Origin of the sequence: Pseudoclavibacter sp. AY1H1, from assembly GCF_002931055.1 — a bacterium.
GTDB lineage: Bacteria > Actinomycetota > Actinomycetes > Actinomycetales > Microbacteriaceae > Pseudoclavibacter.
Genome location: NZ_PSXX01000001.1, coordinates 535,098 through 558,005 on the forward strand (window position 1 = coordinate 535,098; position 22,908 = coordinate 558,005).

General features: G+C 68.4%; 22 protein-coding genes. 18 read left to right on the top strand and 4 right to left on the bottom strand.

Features of this window, described 5'->3' with window-relative positions:
• The first annotated feature begins 4 nt into the window (after positions 1–4).
• From ruvC to C5E05_RS02645, 7 genes are all read left to right on the top strand, one after another.
• Positions 5–631, top strand: coding sequence for a crossover junction endodeoxyribonuclease RuvC (ruvC, locus tag C5E05_RS02615; protein ID WP_104298769.1), 627 nt, complete (start codon positions 5–7; stop codon positions 629–631).
• Between the two features lie 4 nt (positions 632–635).
• Entirely contained in the window at positions 636–1,259 is a 624-nt protein-coding gene (gene ruvA / locus C5E05_RS02620) for a Holliday junction branch migration protein RuvA (RefSeq protein WP_104341032.1), read from the top strand.
• The gene (gene ruvB / locus C5E05_RS02625; protein ID WP_104341033.1) at positions 1,256–2,290 is read left to right on the top strand and encodes a Holliday junction branch migration DNA helicase RuvB; all 1,035 of its coding nucleotides are present in this window, start codon (positions 1,256–1,258) and stop codon (positions 2,288–2,290) included. The genes ruvA and ruvB overlap by 4 nt, the downstream gene beginning before the upstream one ends.
• Positions 2,291–2,415: 125 nt before the next feature.
• Positions 2,416–2,811 (top strand): preprotein translocase subunit YajC, encoded by a 396-nt coding sequence (yajC, locus tag C5E05_RS02630; protein WP_181057836.1) that lies wholly within the window; start codon positions 2,416–2,418, stop codon positions 2,809–2,811.
• 58 nt (positions 2,812–2,869) lie between these two features.
• Positions 2,870–4,633: a protein translocase subunit SecD gene (gene secD / locus C5E05_RS02635; RefSeq protein WP_228496575.1), complete on the top strand. Its 1,764-nt coding sequence runs from the start codon at positions 2,870–2,872 to the stop codon at positions 4,631–4,633.
• Positions 4,633–5,703, top strand: coding sequence for a protein translocase subunit SecF (secF, locus tag C5E05_RS02640; RefSeq protein WP_104341034.1), 1,071 nt, complete (start codon positions 4,633–4,635; stop codon positions 5,701–5,703). The genes secD and secF overlap by 1 nt, the downstream gene beginning before the upstream one ends.
• An 85-nt stretch (positions 5,704–5,788) precedes the next feature.
• Positions 5,789–8,023 (top strand): bifunctional (p)ppGpp synthetase/guanosine-3',5'-bis(diphosphate) 3'-pyrophosphohydrolase, encoded by a 2,235-nt coding sequence (locus C5E05_RS02645; protein ID WP_104241291.1) that lies wholly within the window; start codon positions 5,789–5,791, stop codon positions 8,021–8,023.
• Here C5E05_RS02645 and C5E05_RS02650 read toward each other — a convergent pair.
• The 3 genes from C5E05_RS02650 to C5E05_RS02660 all read right to left on the bottom strand — a co-directional run bounded on the left by C5E05_RS02650 (position 8,010) and on the right by C5E05_RS02660 (position 10,774).
• On the bottom strand, positions 8,010–8,585 hold the full coding sequence (locus C5E05_RS02650; RefSeq protein WP_146081016.1) for a hypothetical protein: 576 nt from the start codon (positions 8,583–8,585) through the stop codon (positions 8,010–8,012). The genes C5E05_RS02645 and C5E05_RS02650 overlap by 14 nt on opposite strands.
• Before the next feature lie 40 nt (positions 8,586–8,625).
• On the bottom strand, positions 8,626–9,858 hold the full coding sequence (locus tag C5E05_RS02655) for a DUF349 domain-containing protein (RefSeq protein ID WP_104341036.1): 1,233 nt from the start codon (positions 9,856–9,858) through the stop codon (positions 8,626–8,628).
• Positions 9,859–9,994: 136 nt separating this feature from the next.
• A complete protein-coding gene (locus tag C5E05_RS02660; RefSeq protein ID WP_104341037.1) occupies positions 9,995–10,774 on the bottom strand; it encodes a peptidylprolyl isomerase in 780 nt (259 codons plus the stop codon).
• Positions 10,775–10,843: 69 nt separating this feature from the next.
• On the opposite strand from C5E05_RS02660, the gene C5E05_RS02665 reads away from it, so the two are divergent.
• From C5E05_RS02665 to aroB, 11 genes are all read left to right on the top strand, one after another.
• The gene (locus C5E05_RS02665) at positions 10,844–12,169 is read left to right on the top strand and encodes a replication-associated recombination protein A (RefSeq protein ID WP_104241287.1); all 1,326 of its coding nucleotides are present in this window, start codon (positions 10,844–10,846) and stop codon (positions 12,167–12,169) included.
• 198 nt (positions 12,170–12,367) lie between these two features.
• Positions 12,368–12,997 carry a 30S ribosomal protein S4 gene (rpsD, locus tag C5E05_RS02670; RefSeq protein WP_104241286.1) on the top strand — a complete coding sequence of 210 codons (630 nt, stop codon included), beginning with the start codon at positions 12,368–12,370 and terminating at the stop codon, positions 12,995–12,997.
• 197 nt (positions 12,998–13,194) lie between these two features.
• Positions 13,195–13,620: a DUF948 domain-containing protein gene (locus C5E05_RS02675; RefSeq protein WP_104241285.1), complete on the top strand. Its 426-nt coding sequence runs from the start codon at positions 13,195–13,197 to the stop codon at positions 13,618–13,620.
• A 38-nt stretch (positions 13,621–13,658) separates the two neighbouring features.
• The gene (locus C5E05_RS02680; RefSeq protein ID WP_104241284.1) at positions 13,659–13,853 is read left to right on the top strand and encodes a Na+ dependent nucleoside transporter N-terminal domain-containing protein; all 195 of its coding nucleotides are present in this window, start codon (positions 13,659–13,661) and stop codon (positions 13,851–13,853) included.
• Positions 13,854–13,925: 72 nt separating this feature from the next.
• A complete protein-coding gene (gene alaS / locus C5E05_RS02685) occupies positions 13,926–16,595 on the top strand; it encodes an alanine--tRNA ligase (protein WP_104341038.1) in 2,670 nt (889 codons plus the stop codon).
• Positions 16,588–17,094, top strand: coding sequence for a Holliday junction resolvase RuvX (ruvX, locus tag C5E05_RS02690; protein ID WP_104341039.1), 507 nt, complete (start codon positions 16,588–16,590; stop codon positions 17,092–17,094). The genes alaS and ruvX overlap by 8 nt, the downstream gene beginning before the upstream one ends.
• On the top strand, positions 17,039–18,292 hold the full coding sequence (gene mltG / locus C5E05_RS02695) for an endolytic transglycosylase MltG (RefSeq protein WP_181059351.1): 1,254 nt from the start codon (positions 17,039–17,041) through the stop codon (positions 18,290–18,292). Before ruvX ends, mltG begins: the two co-directional genes overlap by 56 nt.
• On the top strand, positions 18,285–19,151 hold the full coding sequence (locus C5E05_RS02700; protein ID WP_104241281.1) for a shikimate dehydrogenase: 867 nt from the start codon (positions 18,285–18,287) through the stop codon (positions 19,149–19,151). Before mltG ends, C5E05_RS02700 begins: the two co-directional genes overlap by 8 nt.
• Positions 19,152–19,155: 4 nt before the next feature.
• A complete protein-coding gene (aroC, locus tag C5E05_RS02705; RefSeq protein ID WP_104241280.1) occupies positions 19,156–20,427 on the top strand; it encodes a chorismate synthase in 1,272 nt (423 codons plus the stop codon).
• Positions 20,424–20,939, top strand: a complete 516-nt coding sequence (locus tag C5E05_RS02710) for a shikimate kinase (protein ID WP_104241279.1) — start codon at positions 20,424–20,426, stop codon at positions 20,937–20,939. Before aroC ends, C5E05_RS02710 begins: the two co-directional genes overlap by 4 nt.
• The gene (aroB, locus tag C5E05_RS02715) at positions 20,932–22,014 is read left to right on the top strand and encodes a 3-dehydroquinate synthase (RefSeq protein ID WP_374953189.1); all 1,083 of its coding nucleotides are present in this window, start codon (positions 20,932–20,934) and stop codon (positions 22,012–22,014) included. The genes C5E05_RS02710 and aroB overlap by 8 nt, the downstream gene beginning before the upstream one ends.
• An 18-nt stretch (positions 22,015–22,032) precedes the next feature.
• Here the strand turns inward: aroB and C5E05_RS02720 are convergent, their stop codons facing one another.
• Positions 22,033–22,866: an N-acetyltransferase gene (locus tag C5E05_RS02720; RefSeq protein ID WP_181059324.1), complete on the bottom strand. Its 834-nt coding sequence runs from the start codon at positions 22,864–22,866 to the stop codon at positions 22,033–22,035.
• Between the last annotated feature and the right edge of the window lie 42 nt (positions 22,867–22,908).

Consider the following 22,908-nt stretch of genomic DNA (forward strand, 5'->3'; position numbering starts at 1 on the left):
CCGAGTGCCGCGGCGAATCCTGGGCATCGACCCCGGCCTCACGCGCTGCGGCCTCGGCATCGTCGACGCGCACGGCCGACAGCGTGTCGAGTTCGTGCACGTCTCGGTGGTCACGTCAGCTCCCGGAGATGAGCTGCAGCGGCGCCTCCGACTCCTCGCAGACGGCATCGAGGCCGTGCTCGACGAGTTCAAGCCGGATGCCATCGCCCTGGAGCGCGTCTTCGCCCAGCAGAACCTGCCGAGCGTCATGGGGGTCGCCCAGATTTCTGGAGTGATCCTCGTCGCGGCGGAACGTCGGGGCATCGCCGCTGTCCTGCACACCCCGTCGGAGGTCAAGGCCGCCGTCACCGGCTACGGCTCAGCCGAGAAGAAGCAGGTCGGCACGATGGTGCAGCGCATCCTGCGACTCGACGACATCCCCAAGCCGGCCGACGCCGCCGACGCGTTGGCGCTCGCTATCTGCTCGGCTTGGAAATCCCCGCTCGACGCCTTCAAGTCAGCGAGGGGCCAGACGCCAGCGCAGCGAGCCGTCGCGTCAGCCGGGCGGCCTGCGGACGCGCCGACAACCGCGCAGAGCGCGTGGCTCGCCGCCGAGCGTGCCGCGAAATCCCGCGGCCGCCGCGTACGGTAGACCGGTGATTGATTCCCTCCGCGGCCAGGTGCTGTACCGGACCGCCACAACGGTCACGATCGAGGCCGCGGGTGTCGGCTACCAGGTCTTCGTGACCCCAGCGCATGCCCTGCAGCTCCGCCTCGACACCGAGGTGCTGCTGCGCACGCACCTCGTCGTCCGCGAAGACGCCTGGACCCTGTACGGGTTCCAGCGACCCGAGGAACTCGAGATCTTCGAGCACCTCATCACGGTCACCGGAGTCGGTCCCAAGTCCGCGCTCGGCGTGCTCGCTCATCTCGAGCCGGAACAGGTCGCCCGCGCGGTCAGCGAAGAGGACGTCAAGGCCTTCACGGCAGTGAGCGGCATCGGCCCCAAGACCGCCAAGCTCATCATCCTCTCGCTCGCGGGCAAGATCGCTCTCGCGCCTGCCCCGGGCACGACCACGGGGGAGCCGTCCTCCGACAGCGGAGCGGCGGCGGTGCGCCGCGACGTGGTCGAAGCGCTGCTCGGCCTCGGCTACGCAGAACGGCAGGCTTCGCCCGCGGTCGAGGACGCCGCGAAGGCGCTCGAGGGTGAAGAGCAGGACGTCGCGAAGCTGCTGCGGGCCACACTCAAGCTGCTCGGGCCGGCCGGGAGCCGATCGTGACCGACGCCTCGCACATCCCGGAAGCACCCGAGTCCGAGGCGGAGATCGCCTTCGAGGGAGCCCTCAGACCGGCGAACCTCGCCGAGTTCGTCGGCCAGGCGAAGGTGCGAGTGCAGTTGGAGCTGCTCCTCAAGGCAGCCGCCCTGCAGAGTCGCACCCCAGACCACATCCTGCTCGCGGGCCCCCCTGGCCTCGGAAAGACGACGCTGGCTCTCATCGTCGCCGAGGAGACGGGGCAGCCCATTCGGCTCACGAGCGGTCCCGCGCTGCAGCACGCGGGCGACCTGGCGGCCGTCCTCTCCAGCCTGGTGCCGGGTGAGCTGCTGTTCATCGACGAGATCCACCGCATGGCGCGCACGGCCGAGGAGATGCTGTACCTCGCCATGGAGGACTACCGCATCGACATCATGGTCGGCAAGGGCGCAGGCGCCACGAGCGTTCCGCTCGAGCTGGCCCCCTTCACCGTCATCGGCGCCACCACCCGAGCGGGCCTCCTCCCGAACCCGCTTCGCGACCGCTTCGGCTTCACCGCGCACCTCGAGTTCTACGAGGACGCCGAGCTGGAACGGGTCCTCGCCCGTGCGGCCCGCCTGCTCGACCTCCGCGTCGACGACGCGGCGCTCGCCGAGATCGCGACCCGGAGCCGGGGCACACCGCGAATCGCGAACCGACTCCTCCGGCGAGTGCGCGACTACGCCCTCGTCCACGAGACCGACGCCAACGAGCAGGCCGTGCAGCACGCACTCCTGGTCTACGACGTGGACGCGCTCGGCCTCGACCGCCTCGACCGCGCCGTCCTGCAGGCGCTCATCGATCGCTTCGCCGGGGGACCGGTCGGCGTGAGATCGCTGGCCGTCTCCGTCGGCGAGGAGGCGGAGACCGTCGAGAGCGTGGTCGAACCCTTCCTCGTCCGGACCGGCCTCGTCACCCGCACGCAGAGGGGCCGCGTCGCAACGCAGCAGGCCTACGCGCACCTCGGGCGCACCCTCCCTGGCGGGGCAGCACCCCAGCGGTCAGCTCTCGACATCTAGGAACCAGCTTCACCCCTCCAGCTCTTGCTGAGCGACATCCGGACGACCGCGACGTACACTAGATGCGTTTGCCGTCGTTCCGGGCGTGCATAGTCGTAGTACGGACTGCCAGAAAGGCACCCACAATGGATCTCACGCTTCTCCTTCCCCTCGTCCTCCTCGGCGTCATGATCTTCTTCATGTGGCGCAGCAACAAGAAGAGGTCCCAGCAGCAGCAGGAGATGCGCAGCAGCGCGGTCATCGGCGCGGATGTCATGACGCAGAGCGGCGTCTACGGCACGATCGTCGACATCGACGAGGAGAACAACATCACGACGATCGAGTCGGAGCCGGGCACTCGCCTTCGCGTCCACTCGATGACCGTCGCGAACATCCTCACACCAGCCGTCCCGGACGACGCTTCCGCGCTCTCCGAGCACGAGGCCGTCGAAGAGCGTCCCGAGCTCGAGGCCGAGGCTGAGTCCGAGCGTCGCGACAGCGACAACGGGTCCGAGTCCGGACCGAACATCAACAAGGCGTAGGCGACTCCCTCACCTCTCACGCACGGGCCTCGTCTTGAGGTCAGAAGGCAGAACTCTCTTGGCGAAGTCGACAACGTCATCGGCGCGTCGTGGTCGGGGTGCTGGCATCGTCCAGCGCGCCTGGCGCACGCTCACGTGGCTCTTGATCCTCATCCTTGCCCTCGTGGGCCTCAACTGGCTGGCCGTCGCCACGCAAGGCGGTCAGTGGACGCCTCGCCTCGCGCTCGACCTCGAGGGTGGTACCCAGGTCGTGCTCGCGGCGCAGCTGCCGGAGGGCCAGGCAGACCCGTCGTCCGAGCAGATGCAGCAGGCGGTCTCGATCATCCGCCAGCGCATCGACGCGTCCGGCGTCTCCGAGGCGGAGATCACCACCCAGGGCGGTCGGAACATCGTCGTCTCCGTCCCAGGTGAGATGGACCAGCTCACGCGAGACCGCATCGAGAACTCGGCCAAGCTCGAGTTCCGTGCCGTGCTCGTCGCCGACCAGGCGGCGAACAGCCAGGCCATCCCGGCCGACCAGCTGCCGGAGGAGCTCTCGACGACGCCCACCGCGGAGCCGACGAATGCGAGCGACCTCAACTGGGTCACCGAGCAGATGTACGTCGACTTCCTGCAGTTCAACTGCGCCGACCTCGCACCCGCTGCGGACATCGACCCGACCCAGCCGCTCATCACCTGCGACGACAGCGGGACGGAGAAGTACGTCCTGGGGCCGGTCGAGGTGACCGGTGAGCGCATCGCAGACGCCACGAGCGGCCTCACGACCACGAGCACCGGCGCGACCACCAACCAGTGGGCCGTGAACATCGAGTTCGATGCGCAGGGCACGCAGGAGTTCGCTGCCGTGACCGAGCGACTCGTCGGGTTGACGGAGAACCAGAACCGCTTCGCCGTCACGCTCGACAACCAGGTCATCGTGGCTCCGACCACCAACGCGGCGATCACCGACGGCAAGCCGCAGATTTCCGGAAACTTCAACGAGGAGAGCGCCAAGGCCCTCGCCGACCAGCTTAAGTTCGGCGCGCTGCCCTTCAACTTCGTCGCGCAGTCGACCTCCACCATCTCGGCGACCCTGGGCAGCTCACAGCTTGTGAACGGCCTCATCGCCGGTCTCATCGGGCTCGCGGCCGTCGTCGTCTACTCGCTGTTCCAGTACCGCACGCTCGGACTCGTGACCGTCGCGTCGCTGGTCATCGCCGCGGCCCTGACCTACATCGTCGTCACGTATCTCTCCAACCAAGAGGGGTACAGGCTCTCGCTGGCGGGTGTCGCGGGCCTCATCGTCGCCATCGGCATCACGGCCGACTCGTTCATCGTCTACTTCGAGCGCATCAAGGATGAGCTGAGAGACGGCAAGGGGCTGGTTTCGGCCGTCGAGGGCGGCTGGACACGCGCCATCCGAACGATCCTCGCATCCGACGCCGTCAACTTCCTCGTGGCCATCGTGCTCCTGTTCGTGGCCGTCGGCAACGTGCGCGGCTTCGCGCTGACACTCGGCATCACGACGATCATCGACATCATCGTGGTCACCCTCTTCACCCACCCCCTCATGCGCCTGCTCGCTCGGACCCCGTTCTTCGCGGACGGACACCCCGCTTCGGGCCTCGATCCCAGATCGCTCGGCGCTGTGTACCGCGGCCGCGGCACGTTCCGCACCCCGGAGCAGAAGAAGCGCGGCGCAACACGCGAGGCCGAGCGCCGACAAACGCTCGCCGAGCGCAAGGCAGAAGCCGCCAAGAAGGCCGGCGGCGATGACCTCGTGGCGGCCGGATCGGCCAATGCCGATCAGACGTCGACCACGAGCAATGGGGAGAAAGCCTGATGAGCAAGTTCCAGACCCTGGGCAACGACCTGTACACGGGGGAGCGCTCGTTCAACTTCGTCGGCAGACGGAAGATCTGGTTCTCCATCGCGGGAATCGCAGTCCTCATCTCGATCCTCGTGCCGATCCTCCGCGGAGGCCTCGAGCTCGGCATCGAATTCACCGGTGGCTCCGAGTTCCTGGTCTCGCAGCCGGCGACCGACGAGCAGGAGCCGGCCATCGCGGCCGCCGCCGAGTTCACGGCGACCCCCGCGAAGGTCGCGGTCCTTGGCGACGGCGGAATCCGCGTGCAGACCGACGCCCTCTCCGAGGACGCCAACACTGAGCTTCGCGCGCAGCTCGCCGAGGCGTACTCCGTGCCTGTCGAGGACGTCAACCTGTCCACGATCGGGCCATCGTGGGGGCAGGACATCACCCGTCAGATGGTGATCGGCCTCGGTGTCTTCGTGGCGATCGCCGCCATACTGATGTCGCTGTACTTCCGCACCTGGAAGATGTCGATCGCGGCGCTCGTCGCCCTCGCCCACGACCTCGTCGTGACGGCGGGCGTCTACGCCGTCACCGGCGTCGAGGTCACCCCCGCGGCCGTCATCGGCTTCCTCACCATCCTCGGCTACTCCCTCTACGACACCGTCGTGGTCTTCGACAAGATCCGTGAGAACGCCGAGGACTACAACGCGGAATCCTCCCGGACCTTCGGCGAGCTCGTGAACCTGGCCATCAACCAGACCCTCGTGCGCTCGATCAACACCTCAGTCGTGGCGCTGCTCCCGGTCGGAGCGATCCTGTTCATCGGCGCCTTCCTGATGGGCGCGGGCACGCTGCGGGACATCGCCCTCGCACTGTTCATCGGAATCTTCGTCGGAGCGCTCTCCACGATCTTCGTCGCGGGCCCGCTCTACGCGGCGCTGCGCTCACGCGAGCCGGAGATCGCCCGCACGGACAAGCGCATCCTCGCGGCTCGCGCGCGCACGCTCAAGGAGCGCGACGAGGCCGATGCGGACGCCGAAGACGACGAAGCGGCAGCCGCCTTGGAGTCCGAGCCGGCACCCAAGGCCTCCGCGTCCTGAGGACACCCCGCACGGTGATAACTTGTCATCACCCTGGTCCGCGTACCCACGCAGGCCAGGGTGATGATGCATATGGAGGTGCTGCATGAGTGAAGTCTCCTCGTTGCGCTGGCGAATGCCGCGAATGTTCGCGAAGCAGCCGGTGCACGTCCTCGAGCCGATTCTCAAGTCGCTCAGAAAGCACGATCCTCGAGCGAACACGGCACTCGTGCAGCGGGCCTACGAGGTGGCGAAGGACGCCCACGAGGGGCAGTTCCGCCGCAGCGGCGAGCCCTACATCACGCACCCGGTCGCCGTCGCGAAGATCCTCGCCGATCTCGGCATCGGCTCGATCACCGTGGCGGCCGCGCTCCTCCACGACACCGTCGAAGACACCGACTACACGCTCGACGAGCTTCGATCCGACTTCGGCGACGAGATCGCGATGCTCGTCGACGGCGTGACGAAGCTCGACAAGGTCAAGTACGGCGACAACGCGCAGGCCGAGACCGTCCGCAAGATGGTCGTGGCGATGTCGAAGGACATCCGCGTCCTCGTCATCAAGCTCGCCGACCGTCTGCACAACGCTCGAACGTGGGGCTTCATGTCCCCGGAGAAGGCGAAGAGCAAGGCGAAGGAGACGCTGGAGATCTACGCGCCCCTGGCGCACCGCATGGGTATCCAGGCGATGAAGAACGAGCTCGAGGATCTCTCCTTCGCCGTCATCAATCCCAAGATCTACTCCGAGATCAAGAACCTCGTCGCCCACAGGCAGCCCGAGCGCGAGAAGTACGTACAGCGGGTCATCGCCGAGGTGCAGTCGGACCTCCGGCAGTTGAAGATGCGGGGCGACGTCTACGGGCGCCCCAAGGAGCTGTACTCGATCTACCAGAAGATGATCGTGCGGGGCCGCGACTTCGACGAGATCTACGACCTCACGGCGATCCGCCTCATCGTCGACTCGGTGCGCGACTGCTACGGCGTCCTCGGAGCCATCCATGCCAGGTGGACACCCATGCCAGGGCGATTCAAGGACTACATCGCGACACCCAAGTTCAACCTCTACCAGTCGCTGCACACCACGGTGATCGGACCGGACGGCAAACCCGTCGAGATCCAGATCCGCACGATCGAGATGCACCGCCGCGCAGAGTTCGGCGTCGCGGCGCACTGGATGTACAAGCAGAACGCCCAGTCCGGCAAGCAGGACAAGGCTGACGAGACCCGCACCGAGATGGCGTGGCTCAAGCACCTGAGCGACTGGCAGCAGGAGACCACCGACCCTGGAGAGTTCCTCGACTCCCTCCGCTTCGACCTCGGCGCGAAGGAGGTCTACGTCTTCACGCCCCAGGGCAAGGTCATCGGATTGAGCGCTGGGGCCACTCCTGTCGACTTCGCGTACTCGATCCACACCGACGTCGGCCACCGGACCATGGGCGCGAAGGTCAACGGGCGTCTCCTGCCCCTCGACTCGAAGCTGCAGAACGGCGACGTCGTCGAGGTCTTCACCTCGAAGAACCCGGATGCCGGACCGAAGCAGGACTGGCTGACCTTCGTCGCCAGCGCCCGAGCCAAGAACAAGATCAGGCAGTGGTTCTCGAAGGAGCGCCGAGACGAGGCCATCGAGCAGGGGAAGGACTCCGTCGCCAAGGCGCTGCGGAAGGCCGGTCTCCCGCTGAACAAGGACCACGTCCAGGAGGCGTTCTCCTCGGTCGCGTCGAACCTCCGCTACCTGGACGTGACCGCCCTCTACGCCGCAGTCGGCGACGGGCACGTCTCGACCCAGTCGGTCATGGAGAAGCTGCAGGCAGCCCTTCGCCAGGAACAGGACGTCCCCGCCGCGGATGAGGCGCCGCAGTTCACCCCCGGCACGACGATCCCGACCACGAGCGACTCCGGCGTCCTCGTCCGGGGTGCACCGGACATCCTCGTCAAGGTCGCCAAGTGCTGCACTCCGGTGCCCGGTGACGACATCCTCGGCTTCGTCACGCGCGGCCAGGGCGTCTCCGTGCACCGCGCGGACTGCAACAACGTCGCGAGCCTCCGGCGCGAGCCCGAGCGCATGATCGAGGTCCAGTGGGCCCCCAGCTCCTCGAGCGTGTTCCTCGTGAACATCCAGGTGGAGGCGCTCGATCGCTCCGGACTGCTCAGCGACGTGACGCGCGTGCTGAGCGAGCACCACGTCAACATCCTCTCCGCAACCGTGCACACCTCGAAGGCTCGCCTCGCCATCAGCAAGTTCTCGTTCCAGATGGGCGACACGACGCACCTCGACCGCGTGCTCAACGCCGTCCGCAGGATCGACGGCGTCTACGACGTGTACCGGGTCAAGACGCAGTAGCGCTCGCACAGCGGGCCAGCGTCGCGCGGTCCCTCGCGAGGGAGACGAATGGCCTCCGGTGGCTGGGATAGTCCGCGAGGAGCTCCACCGGGTCCCTGGCGAGCAGCCGCACCGCGTGATCGATCGACGCCTGGCTGCTCTCCGGGTCGTGCAGGAGATCCAGGAGCGCGAGATCGGTTCGGACGACCCGGACGCCACCGACGAGCACAACGGCCTCCGGCGGCGGAGCAGTGGACCTGTACCTCACACCCGCACGTTGCCGCCTCGGCGGTCGCGCACCACGCGGGGACGCCAGCGTGACCTGCTGCGGCGCAGGGCCGCCCGCATGCACCCAGATCGCTGACGCGCCACCCACGGCGCAGCTGCCGGTCACGAGGCGCGCGAGCGTCGAAGCCCGGTTCGCCGAAGTGAGCTGCCCGGCGATCGACGCGTACCCCACGGCACACGCGTGGCCGAAGCGGAAGATCTCACCGTCCCGCTCCATGACCTGGAGCTCGGCGAAGGGCAGAAGACGAAGTGGGGCAGGATGCACGCTCGCATCCTGCCCCACTTCATGGCTCACACGGCAAACGGTCTCGACTGCTGTGGAGTGACGCTCAGACTCAGCTGCCGATGGCCGCGAGCCAGACGCGGCGGGCTTCGAGGGCCTCTTCGGCCTCCTTGACAGCCCGCTTGTCTCCCCGCGCCTCAGCATCGGCGCGCTCCGCCTCGAGCTTCTCGATGGCCTCGGTCAGCTGGCTGTGCATGCCCTGGCTCCGGGCCTGACGCTCGGGGTTGGACTTCTGCCAGTGATCGTCGTCGAGCTTGCGCACATGCTGCTCGATGGCACGAAGGCGGTCTTCCGTGGCCTTAAAGTTCTCGCGGGGCACACGCCCGATCTCATCCCACCGACGCTGGATGTCGGCGAGCTTCTCCCGCGCCGCCCGACGGTCGGTCAGCTGGAGGATCGGGGTCGCCTCTTCGAGAAGAGCAGCCTTGGCCTCGTAGTTGGCGGAGTACTCGACGCTTTCTGCTGCGTCGACCTCGCCCTTGGCCTGGAAGAGCACATCTCCGGCTGCCTTGAACTGGTTCCAGAGCGCGTCGTCGTACTTGCGGCCCGCACGGCCCGCTGCCTTCCACTCGTCGAGGAGTCTGCGGTACTCAGCGACACCGTCGGCGCCGCGGGGGGCAAGCGCCTCAGCCCGCTCCAGGATCTTCGTCTTGGCATCGCGAGCCGTCTTGTGGCTTGCGTCGAGCTCCGCGAAGAAGGCTCGGCGCTCGCGCTCGAGCGTGCTGCGCGCGCCACGGAACCGCTTCCAGAGCGCGTTGGCCTCGGCCTTCGGGAGCCTGGGCCCGTCCTGCTGGTGGGTCTTCCACTTCGCGAAGAGCTCGTCGATGCTGGCCGTCGTCTGCTTCCACTGGATGGAAGCAGGAGCCTGGGCGGCGAGGCGCTCAGCCTCGACCACGATCGCCTCGCGCTCCTGGAGCGCCCCGGCGATCTCTTCCTGCTGCGCCTCGCGCTGCTGCTCGGTGAGCTCGCTGACGGTGCCGCCGAGCGCTTCGAGGCGCGAACGGAGGGCGGCGAGGTCGCCGACCGCGTTCGCGTCGCTCAGCTGTGCGCTGAGGTGCTTGGCGGACTTGGCGATGTCAGAGGCCGGGGCTCCGTTCTTGACGCGCTGCTCGAGGAGAGACACCTGGCCTTCGAGGTCGGAGAACTTGCGAACGAAGTACGCGAGGGCTTCCTCTGTCGTGCCATCGGGGTACTGGCCGACCTTGCGCTCAGTTCCATCTTCGATCACGTACACGGTGCCGTCTTCTTCGACGCGGCCCCACGGATTCTGGGGGAGTGCAGACATGGCGAGTATTCCCTCACGGTAGGCGTTTGCGCAGCTTGCGCGACTGACTCCCCATGCTAGGACACTGCGGGCGCTTCGTTCACCAGGGCATGCCCAGTCTCGCCGTCCCGCTCCGGCAGGCTGCCCGCTCGATCCGCTACTGAAGGGAGAGCGAGGTGATGACGGCGGGCGCCACGGGAGCGCCGTCGCCGCCGCCGGAAGCCGGGTCGACGCCCGGCTCGACGATCCCCGCGACGAACTCGTCCAGGCCGCCCGTGACCTTTCCCATGACGGTGTAGCCGCCTGCGGCATCGCCAGGGAGGATGGTGTCCTCGTAGACGATGAAGAACTGGCTGCCCATGCTCTCGGCGTTGCCGCCCTGGCGAGCCATGGCGATCGTGCCTGCTGGGTAGACGCCGTCTTCCGGCGCATTCTCAATGGGACCCCAGCTATAGCCGGGTCCGCCGGTCCCCGTTCCTGTCGGGTCGCCGCACTGCAGGACGAAGAGCCCCTCGGTCGTGAGTCGGTGGCAGGAGGTGTCGGTGAAGTAGTTCTGGCCGTTGAGCGCGACCATGTTCGCCACTGCCTGCGGGGCGGCTGCGCCATCGAGCTCGATGCCCAGCGTGAGGTCGCCGTTGAAGGTCATCTCGCCCGTCCAGGTGCGTCCCTCGGCCAGGGCCGGGTCCGGTACTTCGCCGGACGGCGTGGCCGCCGGGGACGTCGTCTCGTCCGCGGCGGGGGCTGGGGCTCCTGGACCGCCCGTGAAGTAGAAGACCTGCAGTGCGCCGACGACGAGGGCGACCACGACAAGAGCGATCGTCCATGTGCGGTTATCTCGGCTGCGGCGCCGGACGCCGCGCTCGTGGACGGCGACGCGCGCCTCGTACTCGCGGGTCCGCCGACGCTGTTCGCGGGAGTTCTTGTCCGAAGTTGCCACTGTGCCTCATTCGCTTGTCTTCAGCATGCCGTGCAGGCACCAGAGGGGAGTTTACTAACATCGGGCTTCATGACAGGTGACGCGCCAAGCCTTGCGGGCACAACTGCGCCCCTCGCGGTGCGGATGCGCCCGAGATCCCTCGACGAGGTCGTGGGTCAGCGGCACCTGCTGCGCCCCGGCTCACCCCTGCGCGCCCTCGCCTCACCCGAGCAGGACACGCGTGCTGGAACGTCCGTGATCCTCTGGGGGCCACCCGGCACGGGCAAGACGACCCTCGCCCAGGCCATAGCGCACACCTCCGGCAAGCGATTCACGCAGCTCTCCGCCATCTCCGCCGGCGTGAAGGACGTGCGGCAGGTGATGGATGAGGCCCTCACCCAACGTGACCTGTACGGCATCCAGTCGGTGCTGTTCCTCGACGAGATCCACAGGTTCACCAAGGCGCAGCAGGATGCGCTGCTTCCCGGCGTGGAGAACGGCTGGGTCACGCTCGTCGCGGCGACCACGGAGAACCCCTCGTTCTCGGTCATCAGTCCGCTGCTCTCCAGGAGCCTGCTGCTCACCCTGCAGCCGCTCGACGAGGCAGACCTCATCGAGCTGCTCGACCGCGCGACCACTGACAAACGCGGCCTCGGCGGCGCCTTCGAGGTGGCGGATGACGCCAAGCGCGCGATCGTGCAGTTCTCCTCCGGCGACGCACGACGAGCGCTCACGACCTTGGAAGCGGCGGCGGCCGCCGCTCAGGCCTCCGAGCAGACGACGATCGATGCCGAGATCGTCTCGAGTGCCTCTGACCAGGCGCTGCTCCGCTACGACCGGGACGGCGATGAGCACTACGACGTCATCAGCGCCTTCATCAAGTCGGTGCGAGGCAGCGATCCTGATGCGGCACTCCACTACCTGGCTCGCATGATCGTCGCGGGGGAGGACCCGCGTTTCATAGCCCGCAGGCTCATCGTGCTCGCGAGCGAGGATATCGGCCTCGCAGAGCCGCGGGGGCTCGAGATGGCCGTGGCCGCGGCCGACGCCGTCCAGCTCATCGGCATGCCGGAGGGACGCATCCCGCTCGCGCAGGCGACCGTCTTCCTGGCGACTGCCCCGAAGTCGAACGCTGCCTACTCGGGGATCAACGCGGCGATCGCCGACGTCAAGGCGGGCGGCATCGGCCGCGTGCCGAAGCACCTCAGGGACGCGCACTACGCCGGGGCGAAGCGCCTCGGCCACGGCAAGGGCTACCGGTATCCGCACGACGACGCACGGGGGGTCTCCGAGCAGCAGTACCTCCCCGACGAGCTGAGCCAGCGCGAGTACTACTCGCCGACCCGGTTCGGAGAAGAGCGGGAGATCGCCGCGAGACTCGAGAAGCTGCGGGCCATCACGAAGCCAGGACTCTGAGTGCGGCTGCGGCTGTGCTAGTCTTTCTCGGTCTACCTCCCGGGGTTGCGTGCGGCTGCGCGTCCGAGAGCAAGGCGTGCAGTCTGTAGCCGACGCACGCGCGACACTGCTCAAGTTTGACGCCGGGGCATGGCCTTGGCGGAGAGCAACTTCATTTCTGCGCGCTCACGCGCGCCAAACTTCGCTCGAAAGGCAATTGTGTCCAAGACCTCACGTTCACGCAGCAAGGTGCGCCTCAGCCGCGCACTCGGCATCGCACTCACCCCGAAGGCAGAGCGCGCGCTCGAGAAGCGCCCGTACGCACCGGGAGAGCACGGCCGCACGCGTCGCAAGACCGACAGCGACTACGCCGTCCGTCTGCGCGAGAAGCAGCGTCTGCGCGCCCAGTACGGGCTCCGCGAGAAGCAGCTTCGCATCGTCTTCGAAGAGTCGCGTCGCGCGGCAGGCCTGACGGGTGAGAACCTCGTCGAGCTGCTCGAGATGCGCCTCGACGCGCTTGTCCTGCGTTCGGGCTTCGCCCGCACCACGGCACAGGCTCGTCAGCTCGTCGTGCACCGCCACATCCTCGTCGACGGCAAGCTCGTCGACCGCCCCAGCTTCCGCGTGAAGCCGGGACAGCTCGTCCAGGTCAAGCAGCGCTCGGAGGCCCTCGAGGTCTTCCAGGTCGCCGCAGCCGGCGGCCACGCGGACGTCCTCCCCAAGGTCCCCGCGTACCTCGATGTCGACCTCGCAACGCTCCAGGCGCGCCTCGTGCGCCGTCCGAAGCGCGTCGAGGTCCCGGTGACGTGTGAAGTCCAGCTCGTCGTCGAGTACTACGCTGCTCGCTAGCCAAGCAGGCGCTCCGGTTCGCCGGAACTGGCAGTTCGGGACAGTCCGAGCCGCGAGAGCCAACTAGCATAGGGGCGGGTCATCGCAAGATGGCCCGCCCCTTTGTCTGTCCTGCGGCACTGTGCCGCTCGTCTACGCGTGCGGCAGCCCCGTTCGTCTATCCGTGCGGCAGCTCGCTGCACTCAGTAAGGAGCACCATGTCTGGTGGCGACATCGCCGGCCTCATCGCGGCCGGAGTCTTCCTCGTCCTCGTCCTTCTGCTCGCGGTACCTCTGCTGAAGCTCGGCGGCGTCCTCGACGAGGTGCGCAGCGGCATCCGCGAGTCCGTCGATGCGATCACCCCGACGCTCGCCGAGACGCAGGTCACCGTCCTCGAGGCCAACAAGCAGCTCGCGAAGATCGACAGCATCACCACCCACGTGTCCGAGACGACGAGCAACGTCTCCAGCCTCGTCGCGCTCACCGCCGCCAGCGTCGGCGGCCCCCTCATCAAGCTCGCCGGGTTCTCCGCGGCAGTCCGCGCCGGCATCTCGAGCTTCAAGAGCGACGGGCCGACCAAGTCCAAGGTCAAGTCCACGCCGAAGAGCACCCCGAAGAAGCCGAAGCCGCGCGCTACGCGCTGACCAGTCCGACCCCCTCACCCCTCTTCACAGGAGTTCGCATGCGCACAGCACTCAGCATCATCGGCGGCATCGCCGCAGGGTTCGCCCTCGCTCACCTCGTCAACTCGACTCCGGCAGGGCGCAAGTTCTTCGCCGGCGTGAACGGTCGCGTCGACGAGTTCACCGAGGCCGTCGCCGAGGGCTACCGGGCCCGCACGCAGGACCTCTCCGCGGCCATCGCCGACATCAAGTAGCGCGACCAGCACATCCCCCGTCGCCGGGGCGACCTTCGTCGCCCGTCGCCAGAGAAAGAGCCACACCGCACGATGCAAACCGCTGAGATCCGTCGCCGCTACCTCGACTTCTTCGAGAAGCGCGGGCACACCGTCGTCCCTTCCGCGCCCCTCGTCAGCGACGACCCGACGATCATGTTCACGATCGCCGGCATGGTGCCGTTCATCCCGTACTTCACCGGGATCGTGCCGCCTCCGTTCGATCGCGCCGTCAGCGTGCAGAAGTGCATCAGGACCAACGACATCGAAGAGGTCGGGAAGACGCCTCGGCACGGAACCTTCTTCCAGATGTGCGGCAACTTCTCGTTCGGCGACTACTTCAAGCAGGGCGCGATCGAGTTTGCTTGGGAGCTCCTCACCTCCCCGGAGAGCTCCGGCGGTCTCGGCTTCAAGCCGGAAGACCTCTGGATCACGGTGTACGAGAAGGACGACGTCGCTCGCGGCATCTGGCGCGAGGTGACGGGCTTCAGCGACGACCGCATCCAGGGCCTCGGGATGAAGGACAACTTCTGGTCGGCCGGAGGCCCAGGCAGCCCCGCTGGCCCCTGCTCGGAGATCTTCTTCGACCGTGGCCCCGAGTACGGCGTCGACGGCGGCCCCGCAACCGATGACGACCGCTACGTCGAGATCTGGAACCTCGTCTTCATGCAGTACGAGCGAGGCGCAGGCACGACGAAGGACGACTACGAGATCGTCGCCGACCTCCCCAAGCAGAACATCGACACGGGCATGGGTCTCGAGCGCATCGCGTTCATCAAGCAGGGCGTCGACAACATGTACGAGATCGACCAGGTTCGGCCCGTGCTCGACAAGGCCGCCGAGATCTCCGGCAAGCGCTACGGCGCGGTGCACACCGACGATGTGCGGATGCGCGTCGTCGCCGACCACGTGCGCTCGTCGCTCATGCTCATGGCCGACCGCGTGGAGCCGGGCAACGAAGGACGTGGCTACATCCTGCGTCGCCTGCTCCGTCGAGTCGTTCGCGCCATGCGCCTCCTCGGGTTCGAGGGGGCGAGCCTGCCGCAGCTGCTCCCAGCGTCCAAGGACGCCATGCAGGACGCCTACCCGGAGCTCGTCGATGAGTTCCCGCGCATCTCGCGCCTCGCGTACGCTGAGGAGGAGACCTTCCTCCGGACGCTCACGGCCGGCACCGCGATCCTCGACACCGCGGTCACCGAGACGCGGGCCAGCGGCGTGCAGCACCTCTCCGGTGAGACCGCGTTCAAGCTGCACGACACCTTCGGCTTCCCCATCGACCTGACCGTCGAGATCGCCGAGGAGGCAGGGGTCAGCGTCAACCGCGAGGCCTTCGAGCGCCTCATGAGCGAGCAGCGCACGCGGGCGAAGGCGGATGCCAAGTCCAAGCGCTCGGCCCTCGCCGACGTCTCGGTCTACAGCGAGTTCCGCTCGCTCGGCGAGACGACGTTCGTGGGCTACACCGACCTCGCCCACGAGAGCGAGGTCCTCGGTCTCATCGTCAACGGCGTCCCCGCCGCCAGCGCAGGCGCCGGTCAGCAGGTGGAGATCATCCTCGCGAGCACCGCGCTCTACGCGGAGTCCGGGGGACAGGAGGCCGACTCCGGCCAGATCACCTCCGCAGCCCGCGGACTCGTTGCCGACGTCGTCGACGTCCAGCGTCCCATCGCCGGACTCGTCAGCCACACCGTCACCGTCGTCTCCGGCGAGGTCGCTGTCGGCGACCGAGTGGAGACGATCGTCGACCCCGCCTACCGACGCAGCGCCAACCAGGCTCACACGGCGACGCACCTGCTGCACGCCGCGCTGCGCGACGTCCTCGGGCCAGACGCCCACCAGTCCGGCTCCTACAACAAGGCCGGCTACCTGCGGCTCGACTTCTCCTGGAGCCAGGCGCTCACGGTCGACACGAGAGCCGAGCTCGAGGGCATCGTGAACGACGCCATCCGCGCCAACCATGTCGTCTCGACCCGGGAGATGGACCTCGACGAAGCGAAATCCCTGGGGGCTCGCGCCCTGTTCGGCGAGAAGTACGGCAGCCGCGTGCGGATGGTGGACATCGGCGGACCGTGGTCGCGCGAGCTCTGCGGCGGCACCCACGTGGGCAGCTCTTCCGAGGTGGGGATCGTGAACCTCATCGGCGAGTCATCCGTCGGTTCCAGCAACCGGCGCATCGAATCACTCGTCGGCCGCGACGCCTTCGCGGACTTCGCCGTCGAGCGCGCCATCGTCTCGCAGCTCACGAGCAGCTTGAAGGCGCCGCGGGAGCAGCTTGCCGATCGCGTGCAGGACCTCGCCGCGAGCCTCAAGACCGCGCAGAAGCGCATCGCGGAGCTCGAGGCGGCGGAAGCCATGCAGCGCGTCCCGGCTCTTGCCGCCGAGGCGAGCACCGCGGGGGGCGTCGTGCTCGTCGCGAAGCACCTCGGTGAGGTTCGGAGTGCCGATGAGCTCCGCTCGCTGGCGCTCGCCGTCCGCGAGCAGCTCGGCGAGCGCCCGGCCGTCGTCGCCCTCGGGGCCGCCTCGAACGGCAAGCCGATCGTGCTCGTCGCGACCAACGCCGCCGCCCGGGACACCGGTGCAGCGGCAGGCGCTCTGGTCCGCATCGCCGCCCCGATCCTCGGTGGCGGCGGCGGCGGCAAGCCGGATGTCGCCCAGGGCGGCGGCACCGACGTCGAACGGCTCGACGACGCGCTTGCCGCCATCCGCTCAGCACTGGCGAATGACTGAGTTCCGGATCGGCACCCGACTCGGCGTCGACGTGGGCAAGGCCCGCGTCGGCGTCAGCCGGAGTGATCCGCACGGCATGCTCGCCACCCCCCTCGAGACCGTGCCGCGCGACGGCGCCAAGGGCGACGCGCACGCCAGGCGCATCGCGGAACTCGTCGCCGAGTACGACGCCATCGAGATCGTCGTCGGACTGCCCCTGTCGCTGTCGGGTGCGGAGACCGCCTCGACCGCCGACGCGAGGGCCGTCGCCGAGCAGATCGCGTCGAGCTCTCCGGTGCCACTCAGGTTGGTGGACGAGCGTCTGACGACGGTGAGTGCAAGCCGCCAGCTCCGAGACGTCGGCCGGAAGGCCTCCAGGTCTCGGCACATCATCGATCAGATGGCCGCGGTGGTCATCTTGCAAACCTCGCTCGACGCGGAGCGCCAATCCGGACGTGCACCGGGTGAGCTCTTCTCCCGAAAGGATCAGGACTCTGTCGGACAACCAGACCCCCAGTAGCCACGACGGACGAAAGCGCTTCACACCTGACGACCCATTCGGCGATCTCTTCTCCGACGAGGCGGCCCCGGCAACGGATGCCGGTGCTGCCAGCCCGCGGAGGGCAGGCGGCAGCCGACGCCGCGAGTCGACCGCGGCACGCCGTGGCAAGCGGAGTCTGCTCGTCATCCTCGTGCTCGTGGTCGTCGTCGCCGTGAGCGCGGCGGTCGTGTGGTTCGGGTTCGGCTCGCAGCTGCGCAGCATCTTCGGCGGCGGCGCCGCCTCCGCCGACTTCGAGGGGTCGGGAAACGGCACGGAGCTCGCCTTCACGATCGAGTCCGGCGACACCGGGACCTCGATCGGAGAGCGCCTCGCCGACGTGGGCATCGTGAAGACCTCCGGTGCCTTCGTGGATGAGGTGCTGGCTCAGCCCGAGGACCCGGTGTTCATTCCGGGCAGCTACGGCATGCAGGAGGAGATGAGCGCGGAATCAGCGCTCGTGTCGCTCCTCGATCCTGCGAACCGTCAGGAGTCGACGGTCGTGATCCCGGAGGGGACCGCCCTCCAGGACGTCTACGCTCTCATCGAGGGCGGCGTCGGCATCCCCGTCGCCGACCTTGAGGCCGCCGCGGTTCCCGCGAACTTCGGCCTCCCTGCCGAAGCCACGACCCTCGAGGGTTTCCTGTTCCCGGCGACCTACAGCTTCGATCCGGGCGTCGACGCCACGACGGTGCTTAAGACCCTGGTGGACCGCATGTTCCAGTCGCTCGACGAGCACGGAGTAGCTCCGGAAGCCCGCTGGGACACGGTGCGCCTCGCCTCGCTCATCCAGAAGGAGGCCGGGCTCAGAGAGGACTACTACAAGGTCTCGAGGGTCTTCCTGAACCGACTCGACATGGGCATGCTCCTCCAGTCGGACGCCACGGTCGCCTACGGAACGGGCAACACGCACCGGGTCTCGACGAGCGATGCCGAGCGCGCCGACGCGGCGAACGCCTACAACACCTATGTGCATCCCGGGATGGTGGTCGGCCCCATCTCGAACCCCGGCGACATCGCGATCGACGCGGCGGTGAACCCTGCGGACGGCCCCTGGGTGTACTTCGTGACCTGGAACCTCGACACGGGGGAGACCATCTTCTCCGAGACGTTCGAGGAGCACGAGGTCGCGGTCGCCAAGTGGCTGGCGTGGATGGCCGAGCACCCCGAATATGGGTGAGGCTTCGACGAGGCTCGCCGTCCTGGGGTCTCCGATCGGGCACTCGAAGTCTCCAGCGATCCACTCGGCCGCGTACGAGGTCCTCGGTCTCGACTGGAGCTACGAGCGCTTCGACGTGCCGCAGGGTGGGCTGGCGGGTTTCCTCGCGTCGAGGGGGCAGGGATGGCGCGGGTTCTCCGTGACCATGCCCCTGAAGCACGAGGCTCGCGCGTTCGCCTCCACGCTCGCGCCCGCCGCATCGGAGATCGGCGCCGTCAACACGCTGGTCTTCGACGGGGCGGACGCGGGCGCCCCGGCTCGAGGGTGGAACACGGATGTGACGGGCTTCGTCGCGGCGCTCAACGAGGCAGGTGTCCTCTCGGCTCCTCGGGTGCGGCTGCTCGGCGCTGGCGGTACGGCGGCCGCCGTCATCGCAGCGCTGCCCTCGCTGGCGGCGACCGAGCTCTCCATCGTCGTCCGAGCGCCGGAACGAGCGCAGGGCATGGCGGCGCTCGCGCGCTCGCTGGGGGTCGAGGTCGAGGTGCTGACCTTCGCTGCGTTCGACGCGCTTCCCCCCGAGGCGCGCGCCGCGGAGCTCGTCGTCAACACCGTGCCGGGAGACCGGGACCACGTCGGCATCGACGCATCGTGGGTGCAGGGGGCGGTGCTCTTCGACGTGCTCTACGACCCGTGGCCCACGAAGCTCGCGACGCGCTGGCAGTCCGCCGGTGGTCAGGTGGTCTCGGGACTCGAGCTCCTCCTGGCCCAGGCACTCGTGCAGGTTCGGCTCTTCACCGGCCGTGATGAGTCGGAAGTCCTCCCCAGGGAGGCCGAGGTTCGCTCGGCGATGCGAACCGCCGCGCTGCGCGTGTCAGAATAGTCCAATGCTTCGATGGCTCACGGCCGGGGAATCCCACGGCCCAGAACTCCTTGCGATCCTCGAGGGACTCCCAGCTGGTGTCCCGCTTTCCCTCGACGATCTCCGCACCGACCTCGCCCGCCGGAAGCTCGGCCACGGCAGAGGCGCACGAATGAAGTTCGAGCAGGACGAGCTCACGCTGTCCGCCGGCGTCAGGCACGGTTTCACGATGGGGTCGCCGATCGGCATCCGGATCGGCAACACCGAGTGGCCCAAGTGGGTCGAGGTCATGAGCCCCGAGCCGGTCGACGCGGCTGTGTTCGACACGGGACGCGGTGCGAAGCTCACGCGCCCGCGACCGGGGCACGCCGACCTCATCGGCATGCAGAAGCACGGCTTCGACGAGGCGCGCCCGGTCCTCGAGCGCGCGAGCGCACGCGAGACGGCGGCGCGTGTCGCGCTCGGCGCGATCGCGAAGCGCTTCCTCTCGGAGCTCGGGATCACGACGTTGAGCCACACGCTCGCCATCGGGACGGTCCGTGTGCCCGAGGACGCGCCGCTGCCCGCCTACGGCGACCTGGCCGCCATCGACGCGGATCCGGTTCGCGTGTTCGACGAGGAGACTTCCGCTGCCGCAGTCGCCCTCATCGATGAGGTCCGAAAGAGCGGCGACACGCTCGGTGGCGTGACCGAGGTGCTCGTCTGGGGCCTGCCGCCCGGCATCGGCTCCTACGTGCACTGGGATCGCCGCCTCGACGCGCGACTCGCGAAGGCGCTCATGAGCGTTCAGGCGATCAAGGGGGTTGAGGTCGGCGACGGCTTCGAGACCACACGTCGTCCAGGCACCGCGGCGCACGACCCGCTGTACGTCCGCGACGGCTCCATCGTCCGCTCCAGCGACCGTGCAGGTGGCATCGAGGGCGGCATGGCGACCGGCACGGTGCTCCGAGTCCGGGCCGGCATGAAGCCGATCGCGACCGTCCCGAAGGCCCTCCACACCGTCGATGTGGCGACGGGCGCGGATGCGGCTGCGCACCACCAGCGTTCCGACGTCTGCGCGGTCCCAGCGTCCGGTGTCGTCGTCGAGGCGATGGTGGCCCTCACGATCGCCGACTCCATCCTCGAGAAGTTCGGGGGCGACTCCGTCGGCGAGACGAAGCGGAACATCGAGAGCTACCTCGCGAGCATCCCGCCGCTGCTGCGCACGTCGAGCGAGTCCGTCTCCGAGGCCGAGCTGCAGGCCGGTCCCGTCGACGAGACGCCGATGGGGGACTCGCTCAGCGAGTGGCGCGTATGAGCGTCGTGCTCATCGGCCCGCCTGCCGCGGGCAAGTCGAGGGCGGGCCGACGCCTGGCCAAGGTGCTGGACGTGAGCTACGTCGACACCGACAAGGTGATCGTCGCGCGCCACGGCGCGATCCCCGAGATCTTCGTCGAGCACGGGGAGGCCGAGTTCCGGCGTCTCGAGCGGGACGTCATCGCCGAGCACCTCGAGACCACCGAGGTCCTGTCGCTCGGTGGTGGTGCCGTGATGGATGCGCAGACCCAGTCCCGCCTCGGCGGGCACACCGTCATCCTCCTGACGGCGACTCCCGCCGCTATCGCCGAGCGCATCACCGGCAACGCGAAGCGCCCGCTCATCACGGGCATCGAGAGCTGGACCCAGATCTACGAAGCACGCCGCGAGACCTACGAACGTCTCGCGGATGCGACGTTCGACACTTCATTCCGGCCCATGGTCCGCGTCGTCGAAGACATCGCGGAGTGGCTGGAGCAGCAGACCAAGGAAGGACCAAGCGACGTTGCCTGAGATCATCGAGGTTCCCGGCGCCCACGGCGACATCATCATCGGGGCTGGTCAGTTCCGCGAGGCGGCTGCGGTCATCCCCGGCCTCCTCGGGGAGGGCGTCGCCAAGGTCCTGATCGTGCACGCGCCCCACCTGGCGGATGTCGCCGAGCGGGTGCGCGAGCAGCTTGTCGGCGAGTACAACCAGGTGCTCATCGCGGAGATCCCGGATGCCGAGGGAGCGAAGCGCATCGAGGTCGCGGCGTTCTGCTGGCAGATCCTGGGCCAGGCCGACTTCACGAGGTCCGACGCGGTCATCACGATCGGCGGGGGAGCGACGAGCGACATCGGCGGCTTCATCGCCGCGACGTGGCTCCGGGGTGTCAAGGTCGTGCACATGCCGACGACGGTGCTCGCCATGGTCGACGCGGCCATCGGCGGCAAGACGGGCCTCAACACCAACGAGGGCAAGAACCTCGTCGGCTCCTTCCACCCGCCGGCGGGGGTCGTCATCGACCCGGAGATTCTGGCCGGACTCCCTCGCAACGAGCTGCTGGCCGGCTTCGCCGAGGTCGTGAAGGCCGGCTTCATCGCCGAGCCCGAGATCCTCGACATCATCGAGCGCGACCCGGAGCGCGCGACCGACCCGACCACGCCCGAGTTCCTGCGGGTGCTCGAGCTCGCGATCCGCGTCAAGGCGAGGGTCGTCGGCGAGGACTTCACCGAGCAGGGCCTGCGCGAGATCCTCAACTACGGGCACACGCTCGGCCACGCCATCGAGAACGCGGAACGGTACCAATGGCGTCATGGCGCCGCCATCTCCATCGGCATGGCGTTCGTCGCCGAGCTGGCCCGCCTCTCGGGGCGCCTCGACGACGCCACGGCGGATCGACACAAGTCCATCCTCGAATTGCTCGGCCTGCCCACGAGCTACCCGGCCGGCCGCTGGAAGACGCTCCTCGCGACGATGCGTCGGGACAAGAAGGCTCGCGGAGCCATGCTGCGCTTCGTCGTGCTCGACGGCCTCGGCCGTCCCACGATCATGCAGGCGCCGGACGAGAGCCTGCTGTTCGCCGCGTACCAGGAGATCGCGAGCTAGGTCTGCGCCGGCCGCCGGTCAGCAGCAGCTCACGCGCTCCGGCGCCTGCAGGTAGGTGAACGAGCTCAGCGCCGTGAAGCCTGCTCGGTGGAACAGCCGCCGGGAGACGGCGTTGCTCTCGACCACCATCGCGAGGCAGGAGGTCGCACCGCGCTGAGCCGCTTCCTGCTGGGCATGGCGCAGGAGCAGCCGACCGTGGCCTCGCCCTCGGTGTGCGCTCTGGGTGACCAGGCAGTCGATGACCCCGGTGCCGTCGACCACGGTGACCCGAGCGAGCGCCACAAGCGTTCTCTCCTGCCGGACGCCGAGGAAGCTCGACCCTCCTGAGCTGAGGATGCGCGGGGCGAGGCGCCGGTCGCGCGCCAGTCTGCGGTCGCTCCAGCTGAGCCAGGCGTCGAGCCAGTCCGGGGGGAGTTCGGGACCAGCCTGCGTGACCGCGACGAGGTCGCCGGACGACTCGCCGCCGCCCGACTCGCCCTCGAGAGCTGCCGGTTCTCCGCCGCGAAGCGAGCGGCCGAGGATCCTGCCCGTCAGCGTGGGGGAGTAGCCGAACGCCTCGAGGGCCGCGACGTCGCGGGCATCCGCCGACCCCGTCGCGAGGAACTGGCTGGGGAGTCCACGAACGCGATACGCCTCCTCGACGGCGCCGAGCGCGAGCTGCGTGTCCTCGGCCGGGCCGAGCATCCACACGCTGTTCGCGCGCCTCGTGAATCCCTCTGCGAATCCGAGGCGCCATCCGCCGATTCGCCGCTCATCCAGAGCGGGCCAGCTCGCCATCAGCGCGGAGGTGGCCTGCGCGACCGTCGGCAGCAGCGCCGGCTCCTCGGTGGCTGGTCCAGGTTCCGCGGTCATGGATTCGAGGCTACGGGCAGGCGAGCAGCCGCGCCAGCATGC

Bases quoted from the DNA above. Each gene is read 5' to 3' on its own strand.
- C5E05_RS02680 (WP_104241284.1), top strand. From the start codon at position 13,659: ATGCGCACAGCACTCAGCATCATCGGCGGCATCGCCGCAGGGTTCGCC.
- C5E05_RS02665 (WP_104241287.1), top strand. From the start codon at position 10,844: ATGACAGGTGACGCGCCAAGCCTTGCGGGCACAACTGCGCCCCTCGCG.
- C5E05_RS02720 (WP_181059324.1), bottom strand. From the start codon at position 22,866: ATGACCGCGGAACCTGGACCAGCCACCGAGGAGCCGGCGCTGCTGCCG.
- C5E05_RS02645 (WP_104241291.1), top strand. From the start codon at position 5,789: ATGAGTGAAGTCTCCTCGTTGCGCTGGCGAATGCCGCGAATGTTCGCG.
- ruvX (WP_104341039.1), top strand. From the start codon at position 16,588: ATGACTGAGTTCCGGATCGGCACCCGACTCGGCGTCGACGTGGGCAAG.
- alaS (WP_104341038.1), top strand. From the start codon at position 13,926: ATGCAAACCGCTGAGATCCGTCGCCGCTACCTCGACTTCTTCGAGAAG.
- C5E05_RS02710 (WP_104241279.1), top strand. From the start codon at position 20,424: ATGAGCGTCGTGCTCATCGGCCCGCCTGCCGCGGGCAAGTCGAGGGCG.
- yajC (WP_181057836.1), top strand. From the start codon at position 2,416: ATGGATCTCACGCTTCTCCTTCCCCTCGTCCTCCTCGGCGTCATGATC.
- C5E05_RS02675 (WP_104241285.1), top strand. From the start codon at position 13,195: ATGTCTGGTGGCGACATCGCCGGCCTCATCGCGGCCGGAGTCTTCCTC.
- C5E05_RS02655 (WP_104341036.1), bottom strand. From the start codon at position 9,858: ATGTCTGCACTCCCCCAGAATCCGTGGGGCCGCGTCGAAGAAGACGGC.
- secF (WP_104341034.1), top strand. From the start codon at position 4,633: ATGAGCAAGTTCCAGACCCTGGGCAACGACCTGTACACGGGGGAGCGC.
- C5E05_RS02700 (WP_104241281.1), top strand. From the start codon at position 18,285: ATGGGTGAGGCTTCGACGAGGCTCGCCGTCCTGGGGTCTCCGATCGGG.
- aroC (WP_104241280.1), top strand. From the start codon at position 19,156: ATGCTTCGATGGCTCACGGCCGGGGAATCCCACGGCCCAGAACTCCTT.